Below are 14,890 nucleotides of genomic sequence, written 5' to 3'. Positions count from 1 at the left end.
AGGGCGGAGCTCAGCAGAGCGGGACGTTCACCGCGAGCCCGCCCATCGCGGTCTCCTTGTACTTCGTGGACATGTCGGCGCCGGTCTGCCGCATCGTCTCGACGACCTGGTCGAGCGACACGTGGTGCACGCCGTCACCCCGCAGCGCCATCCGCGCCGCGTTGATCGCCTTGTTCGCGGCGATGGCGTTCCGCTCGATGCACGGGATCTGGACGAGCCCGCCGATCGGGTCGCAGGTGAGCCCGAGGTTGTGCTCCATGGCGATCTCGGCGGCGTTCTCGACCTGCTCGGGCGTTCCTCCGAGCACTTCGGCGAGCCCTGCGGCGGCCATCGACGCCGCCGACCCGACCTCGCCCTGGCAGCCGACCTCGGCGCCGGAGATCGAGGCGCGCTCCTTGTAGATCGAACCCACGGCGCCCGCGGTCAGCAGGAAGCGCACCACGGTGTCGTCGCGGTTCGCCGGCGTGACCGTCGGCACGTAGGTGAGCGCGTAGTACAGGACGGCGGGGATGATCCCGGCGGCACCGTTCGTCGGCGCGGTGACCACCCGTCCACCGGTGGCGTTCTCCTCGTTGACGGCCATCGCCATGAGGTTCACCCACTCCATCGCGAAGAGCGGGTCGTGCCCGGGGTCGTCGGCGGTGAGCTGCTCGAACCAGTTCGCGGCGCGGCGTCGCACGGTGAGCCCACCCGGGAGCGTGCCGGAGCGTTCGACGGACCGTTCGACGCAGGACTCCATGACGCCGTGGATGCGGAGGAGGCCGGCCCGGACGTCGTCGGTGCTGCGCGTGGCGGTCTCGTTGGCGAGTGCGACCCCGCTGACCGGCAGACCGCTCGCCGCGCAGGCCGCGAGCAGCTCGGCGCCGCTCGAGAACGGGTACGGCACGGCGTCGTCGACGGGGATCGCGGTCTCGGCGACGTCCCCCTCGGAGTCGTTCGTGACGAAGCCGCCGCCGATCGAGTAGTACGTCTCCTCGGCGATGGTCGCCCCGGACGTGTCGGCGGCACGGAGGCGCATCGCGTTCGGGTGGCGGGGGAGCATCGTCAGCGGGTGGAGCACGATGTCGGCGAGCCGGAACGGGACGCTCGACCCGCCCTGGAGCCGGAGCACGCCGGTCTCCTCGAGCTCGGCGAGCGAGCGGCTCATCGCGTCGGGGTCCACGGTCTCGGGGTCCGACCCCATCAGGCCGGTGACGACCGCGCCGAGCGTCCCGTGGCCCTGGCCGGTCGAGGCCAGCGAGCCGTAGAGGTCGACGGCGATCGTCGCGACGGGAGCCTCGGCCACGCGGGCGGCGAAGGCGCGTCCGGCCCGCATCGGTCCGACGGTGTGGGAACTCGACGGACCGATCCCGATGCTGAACAGATCGAAGACGGAGACCGGCACCCCGCCACACTAACCCGTCCGGACGGGTGGGGGATCAGCGCCGGGAGCCCTGGTTCGGCATGAGGATCCAGAGGACGACGTAGGCGATCCAGAGCGGCCCCGGGAAGAGGCTCAGGATGACCCAGGCGATGCGGACGACGGTGCGGGACCAGCCGAACCGGTCGGCGATGCCGGCACAGACCCCAGCGAGGAGGCGGCCGGTGCGGGGGCGGATGAGTGTGTTCATGTCATCGACGGTACGGAGGATCGATCCGACATCGAATCCGGGGGACACCCGCATCCGTGGTGGGGACAACCCCACCCCCTCCACATCTGACTCGTGTGGACCGCTCCATCCCTGCTGCCATGGGAGACTGACGACATGCCCATCCTCAACAAGGACATGCAGGTCTGCATCTCACTCGCCGCTCGACCGAGCAACATCGGCACCCGCTTCCACAACTTCCTCTACGACGAGCTCGGGCTGGAGTTCGTCTACAAGGCGTTCACCACGACCGACCTCCCCGGCGCGGTGACCGGCATCCGGGCACTCCGCATCCGCGGCTGCTCGGTCTCGATGCCCTTCAAGGAAGCGATCATCCCGCTCGTCGACGTCGTCGAGGAGTCCGCGGCGGCGATCGAGTCGATCAACACCGTGGTGAACGACGACGGCGTCCTCACGGCGTCGAACACCGACTACGAGGCAGTCGCGTCGCTGCTCGCCTCGCACGCCGTCGATCCGTCCGCGAGCGTGCTGCTCCGCGGCTCCGGCGGCATGGCCAAGGCGGTCACGGCGGCGTTCCGGGGTGCCGGGTTCGACGACCTCACCGTGGTCGCACGCAACGAGCAGGCGGGGCCGGCCCTCGCGGCGCAGTACGGGTACGAGTGGGTCGCCGACGAGCGGGACGCGCCGGTCACCGACGTCCTGGTGAACGTCACGCCCCTCGGCATGCGCGGCGACCAGCAGGACACGCTCGCCTTCGACCAGGATCGCGTCGGCGCGGCGACGACCGTGTTCGACGTGGTCGCGTTCCCGTCCGAGACCCCGCTGATCCGCGCCGGTCGCGCTGCGGACAAGCAGGTCATCACCGGTGCCGAGGTGATCGCGCTGCAGGCGGCGCGGCAGTTCGAGCGGTACACGGGCGTCGCGCTGACGGACGACCAGGTCCGCCGGGCGAGCGAGTTCAGTCGCAGCGAGGCCTGATCGGCTCGTCGGTGTACCGCATGCCCATCCGGGTGCGGACCTCGTCGAGGGTCGCCTCGGCGATCTCGTTCGCCCGACGGTTCCCGGCCGCCAGCACCGCGGTGACGATCGACGGGTCGCGAGCGAGTTCGGCACGACGGCGTCGGTACGCGGCGAAGCGCTCGTTGACCGCCTCGACCGCGACACGCTTCACCGCCGCCGCGCCCGCTGAGCCGATCCCGTCGGCGATGGCCTCCGGGGTCGAGCCCGTGCAGAGCGCCGCGGTCGTGAGGAGCGCTGCGACCCCCGGCCGGCGCTCGGGGTCGAAGGTGATGTGCCGATCACCGTCCGTGCGTGCCCGTCGGATGACGTCCGCGGTCTCGTCGGCGGTCATGCCGAGCGCGATCGCGTTGCCGTAGCTCTTGCTCATCTTCCGGCCGTCGACACCGGGGACCTCGGGGGACGTCGTGACGAGCGGTTCCGGCTCGGGGAACAGCGCGCCGAACCGGTCATTGAACCGCCGAGCGATCGTCCGTGTCATCTCGACGTGCGGCAGGTTGTCCTTCCCGACCGGGACGAGGTTGCCCTTGCAGAACAGGATGTCCGCGGCCTGATGGACGGGGTAGGTGAGCATCAGGCCGCTGAGCGCGCGACCGGATGCCGCGACCTCGGCCTTCACGGTCGGGTTGCGGTGCAGCTCCGCTTCGGTGACGAGGCTGAGGAACGGCAGCAGCAGCTGGTTCAGCGCCGGCACCGACGAGTGCGTGAAGACCGTCGTCGCGGCCGGGTCGAGTCCGGCTGCGAGGTAGTCGAGCACAGCCTCGCGGACATTCGAGGCGACGTGGTCAGCGGTGTCTCGATCGGTGATGACCTGGTAGTCGGCGAGCACCAGGAAGGTCTCGACGCCGCGCCGCTGCAGCGCGACGCGCTCGGCGATCGTGCCGAAGAAGTGCCCGAGGTGCAGCCGACCGGTCGGCCGTTCGCCGGTCAGGACGCGGAACCGGTCCGGTCGCGCCCGGATGCGGGCGTCGAGGTCGTGCATGCGGTGTTGTGTGGCGGTGAACGTGTCCACTGGAGTTGCCCTCTCGAGAGAAAGGGCTGCACGACGGTCCTGCGATCTGCGATCTGCGAGCTGCCGTGCAGCCCGCGACCATGCGTCAGGAGGCTGCTACCGCAGCCACCACGAAGAACGAGGAGAACGCATGTCGGGATCGTAGCGCGAGCGTCGGCGCAGCGACACCCGTCCCCACCGCTCGATGTCGGCGCTCTACGCTGGTCGGATGCTCTCCCGACGTGACGCCGCCGTCCGGCTCGACATCTCCCTCGAGATGGCGACCCGGCACGGGATCCCCTCGCACCTCAGCGAGGCCGAACTCACGGCGATCGAGCAGGACCCGCCCGCCTGGCTCGTGCAGTCCCGAGCCAACCGCACCGGCACCAAGAAGGTCTGGGTCCGCCTCGAGTGCGTGGTCTGCGGCTTCGCCGAAGAGGCACGTCCGAAGAAGTGGTGGCCCGACTGGGACCACCTGATGTGCGACTACCACGAGCCCTACCAGGCGCCGGACCCCGTCGCGGGCTTCACCCGGCACGAGGTCGAGGGCATCGGCAGCCGCTTCGTCGCGCTCGTCGACACCCGGCCGTAGCGCGGAGCGCACCCGCACCCGCACCCGCACCCGCACCGAGACGCACCCGCGCCGCGCCCGGATCGCGCACCGTCGACGACGGAAGGCACGGCGCCGACCGGCACCGCGCCTCCCGTCCTGCCCGCACACGGCGCCCACCGGCGCCGTCACGCGGCTCCGTCAGTCGACGGCGTCCCCGATGGCGGCACCGACCCCGGCCGCCGCCACGACGGCGCCGGCCCAGGCCACCGCTGCCGGGGTGGCCGCGACGGGACGGAGACCACGGAACGTGGTCGCCTCGTCACTGTCGAACGGGACGGCGTCGAGCTGTCGTGTCTGCTGCATGCGCTGGTTCCTTCCTCGATGTCCTGGTGATCAGTTCCCGACGGCCTCTTCGACCGCGTACGCGGCGACCGCACCCGTGAAGACCGAGGTGGCGGCGAGCGCTGCGAGCGGGGTCGCGGCGAGGGGCTGCTCCGGCGCGAACCGCTGCCCGCGGTCGCTGTCGAACGCGATGTCGGCGATGGTGGTCATGCTGGATTCCTTCCGTTCTGCGATGGTGCTGGTCGGGCGCTGGGCCCGGTTCCCGGCCCGGTGGGCCGAGGTCACTCTCGTCGTGCCGAGACGACGAAGACTGCGGCTGCGATGCCGAGCACGACCAGGACCGACAGCCACGCGAAGCCGGGCAGGTCGAACAGGAGTATCGCCACCGCGATGGCGATGAGCACGACGGGTGCTGCGAACCACAGCGCGGTCCGTGTGTTGGCGTTCATCTGGTCTCCTCCTTCGGTCGTGCGGACGCTGCGGAGGCGGCGTCCGGCTGCCGACGGGGGCCGTCCCCGTCGTGCATGGGTTCCCGTCGGGATGCGAAGAGCTCCTCGACGGGCACGGTGTCGTCGTGACCGCCCGTGCGGACGATCGCGAACTGGACGGCATCGGCGCGACCACCCGTCTGCGCGGCGACGACGCGGCGGACGAAGGCGAGCAGCGCGCGGTAGTCGGCGCCCGTCTCGTACCCGTCCGGCAGCTGCTCCGCTGCCACCAGGAACCGTCCGACCACGTCGAACAGGCCCTTGTCGACCCGCCGGTCCGGGAACCACAGCATGTGCCGGAGCCGGCGTGCTGCGACGTCCTTGGTCCGCGTCCACTCGCTGACCACGTCGTCCTGCCGGTAGCGATGCAGCAGCTCGAAGTCCATCGAGGCGGGGATCGGTGCGAAGAAGCGCCAGTTCGGGATGAGCAGCGCGGCGGTGTCGACCTGCCGGACCCGGTCGAATCGACGGTTCGGGTGCTGGCCGATGACCGTCGCGATGATCCAGAGCGCGAGGCCGATCGCGAGGGGCAGGGCCCGACCGTCACTGCGGCGGCTCATCGGTCCACCCCGATCGCCTCGCGGACGAGTGCACCGACCCGTCGGACCGGTCCGGGGTGGACGAGCAGGCCGTCGTGGGTGGACCGGACGACCTCGCGGCGACCGTCGTGCTCGTGCGCGACGCGTTCGTGCGCGGCGCTCACGGCCGGTTGGAGTTCGTCGCTCGTGCTCGCCGTGACGACGAGCACGTCGGCACCCTCGGGGATGCGGCGTCCGGGTCGGTCGGCGACGAGGTCCGGCTCCGCCGCCTGCCACTCCGCACGGCCGGTGCGCCACAGTCGGGCGTTCCGGTACACGGGGCTCAGGTCGTCGGTCCGTTCCTGGCGTGCGGGGATCGCCCAGGTCGTGGCGTCGAGCAGCCATCCCCAGCCGGTCCGCAGGGACCACTCCATCAGCGGGAAGCCGTCGGTGAGCGACCGGACGGCGGTCAGGACGTCCTCGTCGGGTCGGTCCACGAAACCGGTGGTCGGGTCGAGGAGGACCACCCCGGCGACGTCGCGCCCGAGCTCGGCCGCGTGGCGTCGGAGCAGGTGCCCGCCGAACGAGTGCCCGACGAGCCAGAGGGGTCCGTCGTCGGCGTGGCGGCCGACGAGGAAGCGGAGGTCCTCCGCGTAGGTGGCGAGCGTCGCGCCGGGTGCCGTGCTCGCGCCGGTGCCGGGACGGTCGTACGTCAGCGTGGCGACGTCGCCGCCGAGCTCCGCGATGATCGGGTCCCAGTACTCCTGGACCGCGACGAGCGAGTTCTCGAACACCACCAGGGGTGCGCCCGGGCCCGAGGTCGCCGGCCGGTACCGCACGGCCAGGCGCGATCCGGCGGGCGTCTCGACCACGGTCTGCCCGGCACGGGGACGTCGACTGCGCCGGGCGTCCACGATCTGCCGGACCACGGCCTGCGTCCCGACCGCGGCCCCGATCACGCCGAGGACCCACGGGAACCCGTCGTGACGACGCGGCACGACCGATCGACGGTCCGCGGTGACGTAGAGCACCGCGGGCTGCAGTGCGAGGAACGCGGGGAGGAACCGACCGAGCCCCATGGTCGCGGCGATGGTGAGGTGCATCCCGGCGATCGCGCCGAGGTACGCCACGCGCATCCGCGGGCCGAGCACGAACACGATCGGGAACGCGCACTCGAGGACGAGCGTGGCGACCTCGCCCACCCGCGCCAGTGCCGGCCGGTCGCGCAGGACCCGCCACACCCACTCCGAACCGTAGGTCCGCGTGCGCATCACCCCGAGCAGCGCCGAGCCGTTCCGCCAGGGCTCACCCATCAGCTTCACCCACCCCGACACGAGGTACGACAGGGTCGCCTGGCTCGCGACCGCCCACAGCGCGGTGTCCACCGTCGCGGGTCGTCCGGAGGCCCGGGCCACACCCGACAGCGCCTGCGTGAAGAACGCCGCCTGGTCGCTGCCGTCGCCGCCGTTGTGGTGCAGCGGCCCGAGCGCGTAGCCGGTGAGCACCGTGACGGCGGACGCCGCGGCGCGGACGCGTCGGTCGCGGACCGGGGACAGGTGGACGAGGGCGGCGGCCACCCGGAGACCGTGCATCGCGGTCACCACCCGGGGCCGGTAGACGCGGTCGAGCACGCGGCGCAGTCGCTCGTTGCGGACGAGCGCGGAGCCCCGCAGCAGGGTCCAGTCGTTCAGGCCGCCCGTCCGGCGGTTGTCCGCGTTCGCGAGATGCTCGAGACTCCCCATCAGCACCACGAGCGCGGAGGCCCGCTCGGTCGCGGCGAGCACGTTCCCGCGGTCGGCCGACCGGTCGACGACGCTGCGGACGACGCGGTCCACGAACCCGATCACGACGCCACCTCGAACTCGACCGTGTACGTGGGGGACTCCGGTGTCACCGGACCGCCGTCCCGGTCGCCCGTCACGGACCGAACGGCGAGCCCGAGCTCCGCACCGAGGCCCGTCAGGACCTCGACCGGTGTGAGGAGGCTCACCTCGTTCCCGATGGTCGTCCGTCCGCCGTCGTGCCACAGGTGACTGACCTGCCAGAGTCCGGTCGGCTCGTCCAGGGTCGCGTAGGTCTGCAGACCACGGCCGGCGCCCGGGTACGGGACGAACCAGGTCTCACGACGACGTCCGCCGTGCAGGCCGAGCACCGCGTCCGGGTTGTGCGTCTCGACGACCAACCGGCCGCCGTCGGCGAGGTGGTCCCGCGCGGTGGCGAGCGTCTCGCGCTGGTGCTCGCGGGTCAGCAGCATCGAGATGGACGCGCAGACGCAGAACACCAGGTCGAACCGCCGTCCGAGGCGGAGGTCGGTCATCGAGCCCTGCACCAGGTCGAGGTCGACGCCGGCGTCGTCGGCGCCGTCGCGGCACCGGTCGAGCATCTCGGCGGACAGGTCGACGCCGGTGACGGCGATGCCCCGCTGCGCGAGCGGGATCGCCACGCGACCGGTACCCACGCCGAGCTCGAGCGCCGTCGCCGGTGCGCTGGAAGCGAGCACCTCGACGAGGCCCGGGTCCGGCGGGAAGACGTCGTCGTAGATCTCCGCGAACTGCTGCCCGTACGTGTGCTGCACGACCCGACCCCCCTCGGCGCCGGGCTCCCTCGGCCCGACACCGAGGGACGGTAGGCCTGTACGTCCGCTCAGTCCCACGAGTCCCGACGATCGCTCAGGCTGCTCGGAGGCGTTCGCCAGGTCCGGTCGGCACCCCACCCCGGCGCGTGCGCCGCGTCGAACCGCACCAGCTCGGGGAAGCAGGCGGATGCGCACCGGATCGGGTCGGTCGGGCACGCGGCGGACCCACGTGTACCCCGACCCCCGGTCAGTCGGCGGCGGTCGCCGCGAGGTCGCTGTAGGTGGCCGCGTACCAGCCGACGGTCGAGTCCCCGGACGTCGGACCGATGGTGACGTACTCGCTCCGGGTGCGCAGGTACAGGTCCTCGTCGTGTCCGCACCGGATCTCGCCCGAGGCGAGCCGCTTGCCGCTCTCGGCCCCGTCCACGACCCGGCCGGCCCACACCGCCATGTGGACGGTGCCGTCGCCCTGGCACGTGATCGACACCCTCACCCGGGCAGGTGCCCCGTCCTCGCCGGTGCCGAGGGACAGTCGGCTCGACGAGTCGTCCGAGCCGGTGCCGCTGCCGAGTTCGCCCGGCTGTCCCGCCCAGCGGTCCTGCACGCCCTTCGCCCAGTCCGGGAACGCATCGTCGAGGCCCACGGGCTCGGCTCGGTGCGAGCACCCGGAGACGGCGGTCGCGATGATCAGCGCCAGGCCGACCACGAGGGTCGTGCGTCGGGGCCGGAGGGGGCGGTGGTCGGGTGCAGCGAGCATGTCCCGGTCAGTCTGGCGGACCCAGGACCCCGCCACAGCGTCCCCGTTCGCGGGGCCGGTGCCGAGGCGACCACAGGACGGACGGGAGGCGCGGTGCGGGCCCGCACCGCGCCTCCCGTCCCTCAGGACGTCGCGACGCGACCCGCGGCCACCCAGCCGAGCCGCCGCAGCGTCTCGCGGTTGCGGATCCAGATCATCGGCTGCATGAGGAGGTCCGGCACCCAGGCGCCCGGCCCCGCCACGGCGTTCTCCACGATGGTGACCTTGCAGCCACGGCGGTGCTCCTCGACGACGAGCTCGACCCGGGCCTCGCCGAGGGGCCACCCCTTCGGCTGGATGACCATGCGGTGCGGGGCGTCCCGCTCGAGGACCGTCGTCACGTCGTCGATCACGAGCGGCCAGACGCCGAACGAGTGGTGCAGGCGGGTGCCGACCGCCGGCCAGCCCGGGTCCTGCCCGCGCATCCGCGAGGCGCCGACGACCCACGTCGTGAAGAGCCAGCCGTCCGCGAGCACGTCGAAGACGTCCTCCGGGCGGCAGTGCAGGATGCGGACGTTCTTCGCCATGGTCAGTCCTCCGGTGTGAGATCGACGTGCTCGGGCAGCCCGAACGTGTGCTGCAGGGCGCTCCGGGCCGCGTGCCAGCCGGCCATGCCGTGCACACCGGGGCCGGGGGCGGACGCCTCGGAGCAGAGGTACATGCCGCCGCCCATGCGCCACGGGTCGGACGACAGCACCGGACGCTTGACCAGCTGCCAGAAGCTCGCGGCACCCGCGGCGATGTCACCGCCGACGTAGTTCGGGTTGTACGCGCCCATCTCGACCGCGGTACGGCTGCTCGACTGCAGGACGGTGTCGCGGAACCCGGGCGCGAACCGCTCGATCTGCCGCGTGATCGCCTCGGTCTGGTCGACGTCCGACCCGGCGGGGACGTGCGCGTACGCCCAGAAGACGTGCTTGCCCGCGGGCGCGCGGCTCGGGTCGACCACGGTGGGCTCCGAGCCGAGCACGTACGGACGCTCGGCGTGCTGTCCGCGTGCGACCGCGCCCTCGGCGGCCGCGATCTCGGCGCGGGTCCCACCGATGTGCACCGTGCCGGCGCGGCGGAGCGCCTCGTTCGTCCACGGGACCGGGTCGGAGAGCGCGAAGTCGACCTTCGCGGCGGCGTTGCCGAACCGGAAGCGCCGGAGGGCGCCCCGTCGCGGCGTCGGGATCTGCTTCCCGGCGATCCGCAGCATCCCGGGGACGCTCGTGTCGAACAGCACCGCCTTGGCCCGGGTGAGGTCGGCGAGCGAGCGGACCTCGCGCCCGGTCTCGATGCGGCCGCCGTGCGCGACGAGGTCGGCGGCGAGCGCGTCGACGATCGCCTGGCTGCCGCCGATCGGGACGGGCCAGCCCCGCGCGTGCGCGTATGCGCCGAGGGACAGCGCGGCGGCGGCCGTGGAGAGGGACGGCATGTGCTGGATCGAGTGGGCCGCGACGCCGGAGACCATGGCGGGGGCGACCTCGTCGCGGAAACGGAGGTTCCACGCACTCGTGCCCTGCTCCAGCGCCCGCAACCCGAACCGGAGGACGCTCAGCCGGTGCCGCGGGACGTGCAGCAGGGCGCCGGTGGCGAAGTCGGCAACCTGGTCGGCGTTGTCGGACAGGGGGGCCATGAGCTGCCGGAACGCCGGGCCGTCGATGCCGAGCGACTCCGCGGTGCGCGCGAGGTCCTGGTACGCGATCCCGGCACGGCCGCCGTCGAGCGGGTGCCCGTACTGGACCTCGGGCAGGCGGAGTTCGATGCGGTCCTCGAGGCGGAAGCGCCGGAAGAACTCGGACTGCAGCGCCATCGGGTGCACGGCGGAGCACACGTCGTGCAGGAACCCGGGCAGCGTGAGTTCGGCGGTCCGCGCGCCACCGCCGATCGTGTCGGCGCGTTCGACGACCTCGACCGACAGCCCGGCACGCGCGAGCGTCACCGCCGCCGCGAGTCCGTTCGGTCCGGCTCCGACGACCACCGCATCCACCATGCCCCCGAGCCTAGGGACCGCTGCTGCGCGCCGTCTCGGGCAGCGCGCCCGCATCCCCCTCACGGCGAACGGTGATCGAGGCGCGCTCCGCACCGTTCGGCGCCCTGGAGGCGCGGGTCTGGCACGCCCCCGCGTGCAGCCCGTCATCGCGTCCGTTCCAGGGCCGTTCCCGGTCCTGCAGATGACCGTTCCGGTTCGCGAACCCCGTGATCCGCGAACCGGAACGGTCACGGCGCGGACGACTTCAGCAGATCCGCTCCGAGCCGCAGCGCGTGGACCGAGGTGCCGGGCATCAGGCGCGGGCCGGTTGCCGGCGACGGGCCGCAACGCCGTCGAGATCGCTGCGCTCCGATGGCCGGTCCGGTCAGACGCGCGCCGCGTCCGGGTCCGCCGGGTCCGACCCGTCGTCGCCCGCGTCCGCTGCGTCGGGCTCGTCGGCGTCCACCGGGGTCGACCCCACCGGGTGCTCCGCCAGCAGCGCCGCGAAGTCCTCGTCGAGCATCTGCTGCAGCCGGTCGTCCCGCCCCACCTCGTAGTCGTCCGCCGGACGCTGCGCCCACCCGAGCCGCCCGACGACGGTCGTGCCGATGTCGTCCCAGGCGCGGGCACGGGCGGCGAGGACGATGCCGTCGACGAAGCCCTGGTCGTCCCGGCGCTTGTCGAGCATCGTCGCGAGCTGCTCGTACGTCGCCTCACGCGTGCGGAGCTTGAGGTCGTCACCGCGGCGGTAGTCGTGCTGGTGCCGCGAACGGCCCTTCTGCTTGCTCGACCTCGAGCGGATCTCGCGCATCCGGGCAGCGTCGCCGCGCTGTTCCTCGGCCATGCGGTGGAGTTCCTCGCGCGCGGCGTCGGCGATGACGGCGTGGTCGAAGTACCCCTCGTCGCGGAGGGCGTTCGTGATGATCCGGTTGCCCACGGCGATGGTGACCGCGGCCTTCGCGATGAGGAAGCCCTCGTCGACGGCGCGCTTCAGTTCGACCTGACTGACGGGTCGGTCGCGCACGTCGTGCTTGCTGCGTCGTCCGAACAAGGCCATGCAGTCGACGATACCGGCGTCCGGTGACCATCCGTCCGCAGGTGGACCCGGATCAGGCCCTGGAGGGACGACCCGCCTCCCACGGACCCGTAGCGTCGGGTGCATGGTCACGTCCTCGGAATCCCCCCGCACCGGGCTCGGCACGGCGAGTCTCGTCCTCGGCATCTGCTCGTTGCTCGCCGGCTGGACGTTCGTCGCGCCGATCGTCGGGCTGTGCCTCGGCGTCGCCTCACGGAGCCGCGAACCGTTCGCCCGCGGGCGTGCCGGGTGGGGGATCTTCCTGAACCTCGTCGCACTGGCGGTGTGGATCCTGCTGCTCGTGCTGCTCGTGGTGGGCGGCGCGTTCGCCGTGTGGTCGGGGGCGACGCAGGGCCGCTGACCCGGTCGGCCCTGGGCCCCGGGGCTGCCCGCTCAGAACACGAGGCCGTACACGGCGACGTCCACCCGCACCGGCCCCAGCGGCATCGCGCTCCGCAGGGTGCCCTCGTGCGTGAAGCCGAGCCGCTCGGCGAGGCCCCGGCTGCGCACGTTGTCGACCGCCGTCCGGATCTCAGCACGCGCGGCGCCCCGAGCCCGGGCCACCCCGACGAGGACGGTGGCGGCGCGCCGGGCGACACCCCGTCCCTCCTGGCCCGCGTCCACCCAGTAGCCGAGCGATGCCTGCCCCAGGTACGGGTCGAAGGCGAGCGAGGCGGCACCCACGACCCGGTCGTCCTGCCGGATGACGCAGGGCAGCGCGCGGTCCATCGCGTACTGGCCGAGCAGGTGTTCGGTGTGCAGGCCGATCGTCTCGACGGTCTGCTCCTGCCACGCCCACGGCTCCGCGGCACGGAGCCGGTCGGCGTTCGCGACGACGAGCTCGTGCAGCGGCCGGACGGTGGTGAGGTCGCGCAGCGTCAGCGTGTACCCGTCCCCGAGGTCCCGTCCGAACGCCGCCACCCCTCGAGACTAGGCACGCGTGCGCCTACTCGTACCGGAGCGCCTCGATCGGGTTCTGCCGGGCCGCCCGACGCGCCGGCAGCGTGCCCGCGAGGAAGGCGATGAACATCACCACGAGGATGATCGTGATCACCGAGGACGGCGCGAACTGCATGATCTGCAGCCCCGGCAGGTCCTTGAGGACGGTCCCGGCGAGGACGTTCGAGATCCCCGTCCCGAGCAGGATCGCCACGCCCGCACCGATCGCGCTGCCGAGGAACCCGATGAACACGGCCTCGAGCGAGAACAGCGTGTAGACCTTCCCGCCACCCATGCCCATCGCCTTCATCAGGCCGATCTCTCGCGTGCGCTCCTGCACGCTCATGAGCAGCGTGTTGATGATGCCGAACCCGGCCGCGACGAGCGCGATCACGGCGAAGGCGTTGAGCACGCCGACGATGCCGTTGATGACCGTCTGGAACTGGCCGAGCTGGTCCTGGATGGTCTGCCCGGTGTAGCCGTCCTTCGACAGGGCGCTCTTCACGCTGCTGGCCGACGCACCGCTGTCGAGCGTGGCGGTGGCGCTGGCGTACGAGGTGGCGATCGACGAGGGCTTGCCGGTCTCCTGCGCGGCCTGCATCGCGTCGGTGAGCGCGGCGTTCGCACCGGCACCGCCGCCGAACAGCGACTCGTTCTGCACCCCCGCGATCGTGGCGGTCAGGGTGTGCTCCTTGCCCTGGTAGTCGTCGACCGCGACGGTCAGCTCCTTGCCCACGGCGGCCTTCGCGCTGCCGAGCCCGAGGTTCTCCAGGTAGTTCGTGGGCAGGAGCACCTGTCTGCCGGCGGAGGACGCGTCGTCGAGCTGCTTCCCGGCGGCGAGGTCGGCGTCGAGCTCCCCGGCGTTGGCGGCGATGTCGACGACGTACTTGCCCTTCCCGTCGTACTCGACCCACTTCGTGCTCAGGGCGACGGCGGGGCGGACGCTCTTCACCCCGGAGACGTCCATGATCTTCGCGACGTCCGACTGGGACAGGTACGCGAACGAGGCCGGCCCGCGGTCCACGCTCTGGCTCGACTCGTCGGGGTCGTACTTCGCCGGCCCGGAGTCGGTCGACGACTCGACGGCCTTGGTGATCGTCAGCGACCCGGTGTCGCCGATGGAGGCCACCTGGGTGTCGATGTAGTTGCTGACGCCCGTGCCGATGGCCGAGGTCAGTGTGATCGTGAACGCGCCGATGAAGATCGCGATGACCGTCAGCGTCGTGCGCAGCTTCGACCGGAAGGTGTTCGCGACCGCGGTGCGGAAGAGGTCGAGGACGTTCATGCGGAGTGCCTTCCGTGGGTAGCCGGCGCGTCGACGGCGTCGTCGCTCCCGCCCACGATGAGTCCGTCGCGCACGTTGACGCGCCGGTCGCAGCGTTCGGCGAGTTCCTCGTCGTGGGTGACGACCACGAGGGTGATGCCCCGGTCGCGCTGCAGCCCGAAGAGCATGTCCTCGACCACCTGCCCGGTGTTCGTGTCGAGGTTGCCGGTCGGCTCGTCCGCGAAGATGACGCTCGGCTCCCCGACCAGTGCACGCGCGATGACCACGCGCTGCTTCTGCCCGCCGGACAGGTCGTTGGCGTCGTTCTTCGCCTTGTCGGCCAGGCCGAGGGCGTCGAGGGCGGCCATGCCCCGGCGCTTCCGCTCGGCACCGGAGACGCCGGCGATCTTCAACGGGAGCACGACGTTCTCGAGCACCGAGGTCTTCGGCGTGAGGAAGAACTGCTGGAAGACGAACCCGAAGGTGCTGTTCCGCGTGCGGTTCACCTGCCGCGCGCTGAGCGTCGCGGCGTCGGTGCCGTCGAGGAGCACCTGGCCCGCCGACGGCTTGTCGAGCAGCGCGAGGAGGTGCATGAGCGTGGACTTCCCGGAGCCGGACTTGCCGACGATCGCGAGGCTCTCGCCCTGGTTCACCTGCAGCGACACCCCCTTGAGCGCGTCGAACCGCGTCGCGCCGCGGCCGTAGGTCCTGGCGAGGCCACGGGCCTCGAGCACGGGAGTGGTCATGCGCCCACCGTACTGTCCGCTGCACGACTGCAAGTTTGCGTTT

Annotated in this window: 19 protein-coding genes; 3 read left to right on the top strand and 16 right to left on the bottom strand. The window is 72.1% G+C overall.

Annotation, left to right across the window (positions count from 1 at the left end):
- Positions 1 to 10: 10 nt before the first annotated feature.
- Together BIV01_RS07485 and BIV01_RS07480 are read right to left on the bottom strand one after the other, a co-directional pair.
- Positions 11 to 1,384: an L-serine ammonia-lyase gene (locus BIV01_RS07485; RefSeq protein WP_071302424.1), complete on the bottom strand. Its 1,374-nt coding sequence runs from the start codon at positions 1,382 to 1,384 to the stop codon at positions 11 to 13.
- A gap of 34 nt (positions 1,385 to 1,418) precedes the next feature.
- Positions 1,419 to 1,610, bottom strand: coding sequence for a PspC domain-containing protein (locus tag BIV01_RS07480; protein ID WP_071302423.1), 192 nt, complete (start codon positions 1,608 to 1,610; stop codon positions 1,419 to 1,421).
- Between the two features lie 135 nt (positions 1,611 to 1,745).
- On the opposite strand from BIV01_RS07480, the gene BIV01_RS07475 reads away from it, so the two are divergent.
- Positions 1,746 to 2,567 carry a shikimate 5-dehydrogenase gene (locus BIV01_RS07475; protein ID WP_071302422.1) on the top strand — a complete coding sequence of 274 codons (822 nt, stop codon included), beginning with the start codon at positions 1,746 to 1,748 and terminating at the stop codon, positions 2,565 to 2,567.
- On the opposite strand, the gene trpS is transcribed toward BIV01_RS07475, so the two are convergent.
- Positions 2,548 to 3,588 (bottom strand): tryptophan--tRNA ligase, encoded by a 1,041-nt coding sequence (gene trpS, locus BIV01_RS07470; protein ID WP_083413858.1) that lies wholly within the window; start codon positions 3,586 to 3,588, stop codon positions 2,548 to 2,550. The two genes, BIV01_RS07475 and trpS, sit on opposite strands and share 20 nt — an antisense overlap.
- Positions 3,589 to 3,826: 238 nt before the next feature.
- On the opposite strand from trpS, the gene BIV01_RS07465 reads away from it, so the two are divergent.
- Positions 3,827 to 4,189, top strand: a complete 363-nt coding sequence (locus tag BIV01_RS07465; RefSeq protein WP_070419333.1) for a hypothetical protein — start codon at positions 3,827 to 3,829, stop codon at positions 4,187 to 4,189.
- Between the two features lie 159 nt (positions 4,190 to 4,348).
- On the opposite strand, the gene BIV01_RS19730 is transcribed toward BIV01_RS07465, so the two are convergent.
- From BIV01_RS19730 to BIV01_RS07425, 10 genes are all read right to left on the bottom strand, one after another.
- Positions 4,349 to 4,513: a hypothetical protein gene (locus BIV01_RS19730; RefSeq protein WP_156794816.1), complete on the bottom strand. Its 165-nt coding sequence runs from the start codon at positions 4,511 to 4,513 to the stop codon at positions 4,349 to 4,351.
- Between the two features lie 30 nt (positions 4,514 to 4,543).
- Positions 4,544 to 4,702, bottom strand: a complete 159-nt coding sequence (locus BIV01_RS19725) for a hypothetical protein (protein WP_156794815.1) — start codon at positions 4,700 to 4,702, stop codon at positions 4,544 to 4,546.
- A gap of 71 nt (positions 4,703 to 4,773) precedes the next feature.
- A complete protein-coding gene (locus BIV01_RS19720) occupies positions 4,774 to 4,941 on the bottom strand; it encodes a hypothetical protein (protein ID WP_022905510.1) in 168 nt (55 codons plus the stop codon).
- Entirely contained in the window at positions 4,938 to 5,540 is a 603-nt protein-coding gene (locus BIV01_RS07455; protein ID WP_071302419.1) for a hypothetical protein, read from the bottom strand. Before BIV01_RS07455 ends, BIV01_RS19720 begins: the two co-directional genes overlap by 4 nt.
- Entirely contained in the window at positions 5,537 to 7,345 is a 1,809-nt protein-coding gene (locus BIV01_RS07450) for an alpha/beta fold hydrolase (RefSeq protein WP_071302418.1), read from the bottom strand. The genes BIV01_RS07455 and BIV01_RS07450 overlap by 4 nt, the downstream gene beginning before the upstream one ends.
- Entirely contained in the window at positions 7,342 to 8,073 is a 732-nt protein-coding gene (locus tag BIV01_RS07445) for a class I SAM-dependent methyltransferase (RefSeq protein WP_071302417.1), read from the bottom strand. Before BIV01_RS07445 ends, BIV01_RS07450 begins: the two co-directional genes overlap by 4 nt.
- Before the next feature lie 247 nt (positions 8,074 to 8,320).
- Positions 8,321 to 8,830 (bottom strand): hypothetical protein, encoded by a 510-nt coding sequence (locus BIV01_RS07440; RefSeq protein WP_071302416.1) that lies wholly within the window; start codon positions 8,828 to 8,830, stop codon positions 8,321 to 8,323.
- A gap of 122 nt (positions 8,831 to 8,952) precedes the next feature.
- The gene (locus BIV01_RS07435; RefSeq protein WP_071302415.1) at positions 8,953 to 9,396 is read right to left on the bottom strand and encodes an SRPBCC family protein; all 444 of its coding nucleotides are present in this window, start codon (positions 9,394 to 9,396) and stop codon (positions 8,953 to 8,955) included.
- A 2-nt stretch (positions 9,397 to 9,398) separates the two neighbouring features.
- A complete protein-coding gene (locus BIV01_RS07430; protein WP_071302414.1) occupies positions 9,399 to 10,844 on the bottom strand; it encodes a phytoene desaturase family protein in 1,446 nt (481 codons plus the stop codon).
- A gap of 364 nt (positions 10,845 to 11,208) precedes the next feature.
- Positions 11,209 to 11,880 (bottom strand): hypothetical protein, encoded by a 672-nt coding sequence (locus BIV01_RS07425; protein ID WP_071294162.1) that lies wholly within the window; start codon positions 11,878 to 11,880, stop codon positions 11,209 to 11,211.
- A 103-nt stretch (positions 11,881 to 11,983) separates the two neighbouring features.
- Here BIV01_RS07425 and BIV01_RS07420 point away from each other — a divergent pair, with 103 nt between their 5' ends.
- Positions 11,984 to 12,259: a hypothetical protein gene (locus tag BIV01_RS07420; RefSeq protein ID WP_071302413.1), complete on the top strand. Its 276-nt coding sequence runs from the start codon at positions 11,984 to 11,986 to the stop codon at positions 12,257 to 12,259.
- A gap of 32 nt (positions 12,260 to 12,291) precedes the next feature.
- On the opposite strand, the gene BIV01_RS07415 is transcribed toward BIV01_RS07420, so the two are convergent.
- The 3 genes from BIV01_RS07415 to BIV01_RS07405 are packed head-to-tail and all read right to left on the bottom strand — an operon-like array spanning position 12,292 to position 14,847.
- Positions 12,292 to 12,819 (bottom strand): GNAT family N-acetyltransferase, encoded by a 528-nt coding sequence (locus BIV01_RS07415; protein WP_070417574.1) that lies wholly within the window; start codon positions 12,817 to 12,819, stop codon positions 12,292 to 12,294.
- Positions 12,820 to 12,844: 25 nt separating this feature from the next.
- Positions 12,845 to 14,122, bottom strand: a complete 1,278-nt coding sequence (locus BIV01_RS07410; RefSeq protein ID WP_071302412.1) for an ABC transporter permease — start codon at positions 14,120 to 14,122, stop codon at positions 12,845 to 12,847.
- Positions 14,119 to 14,847, bottom strand: a complete 729-nt coding sequence (locus BIV01_RS07405; protein WP_070417572.1) for an ABC transporter ATP-binding protein — start codon at positions 14,845 to 14,847, stop codon at positions 14,119 to 14,121. The genes BIV01_RS07410 and BIV01_RS07405 overlap by 4 nt, the downstream gene beginning before the upstream one ends.
- Between the last annotated feature and the right edge of the window lie 43 nt (positions 14,848 to 14,890).

The sequence above is a fragment of the Curtobacterium sp. MCBA15_013 genome (genome assembly GCF_001865095.1).
In the GTDB taxonomy this organism is placed as follows: Bacteria; Actinomycetota; Actinomycetes; order Actinomycetales; family Microbacteriaceae; genus Curtobacterium.
This window is presented reverse-complemented; position numbering and strand designations above follow the sequence as displayed.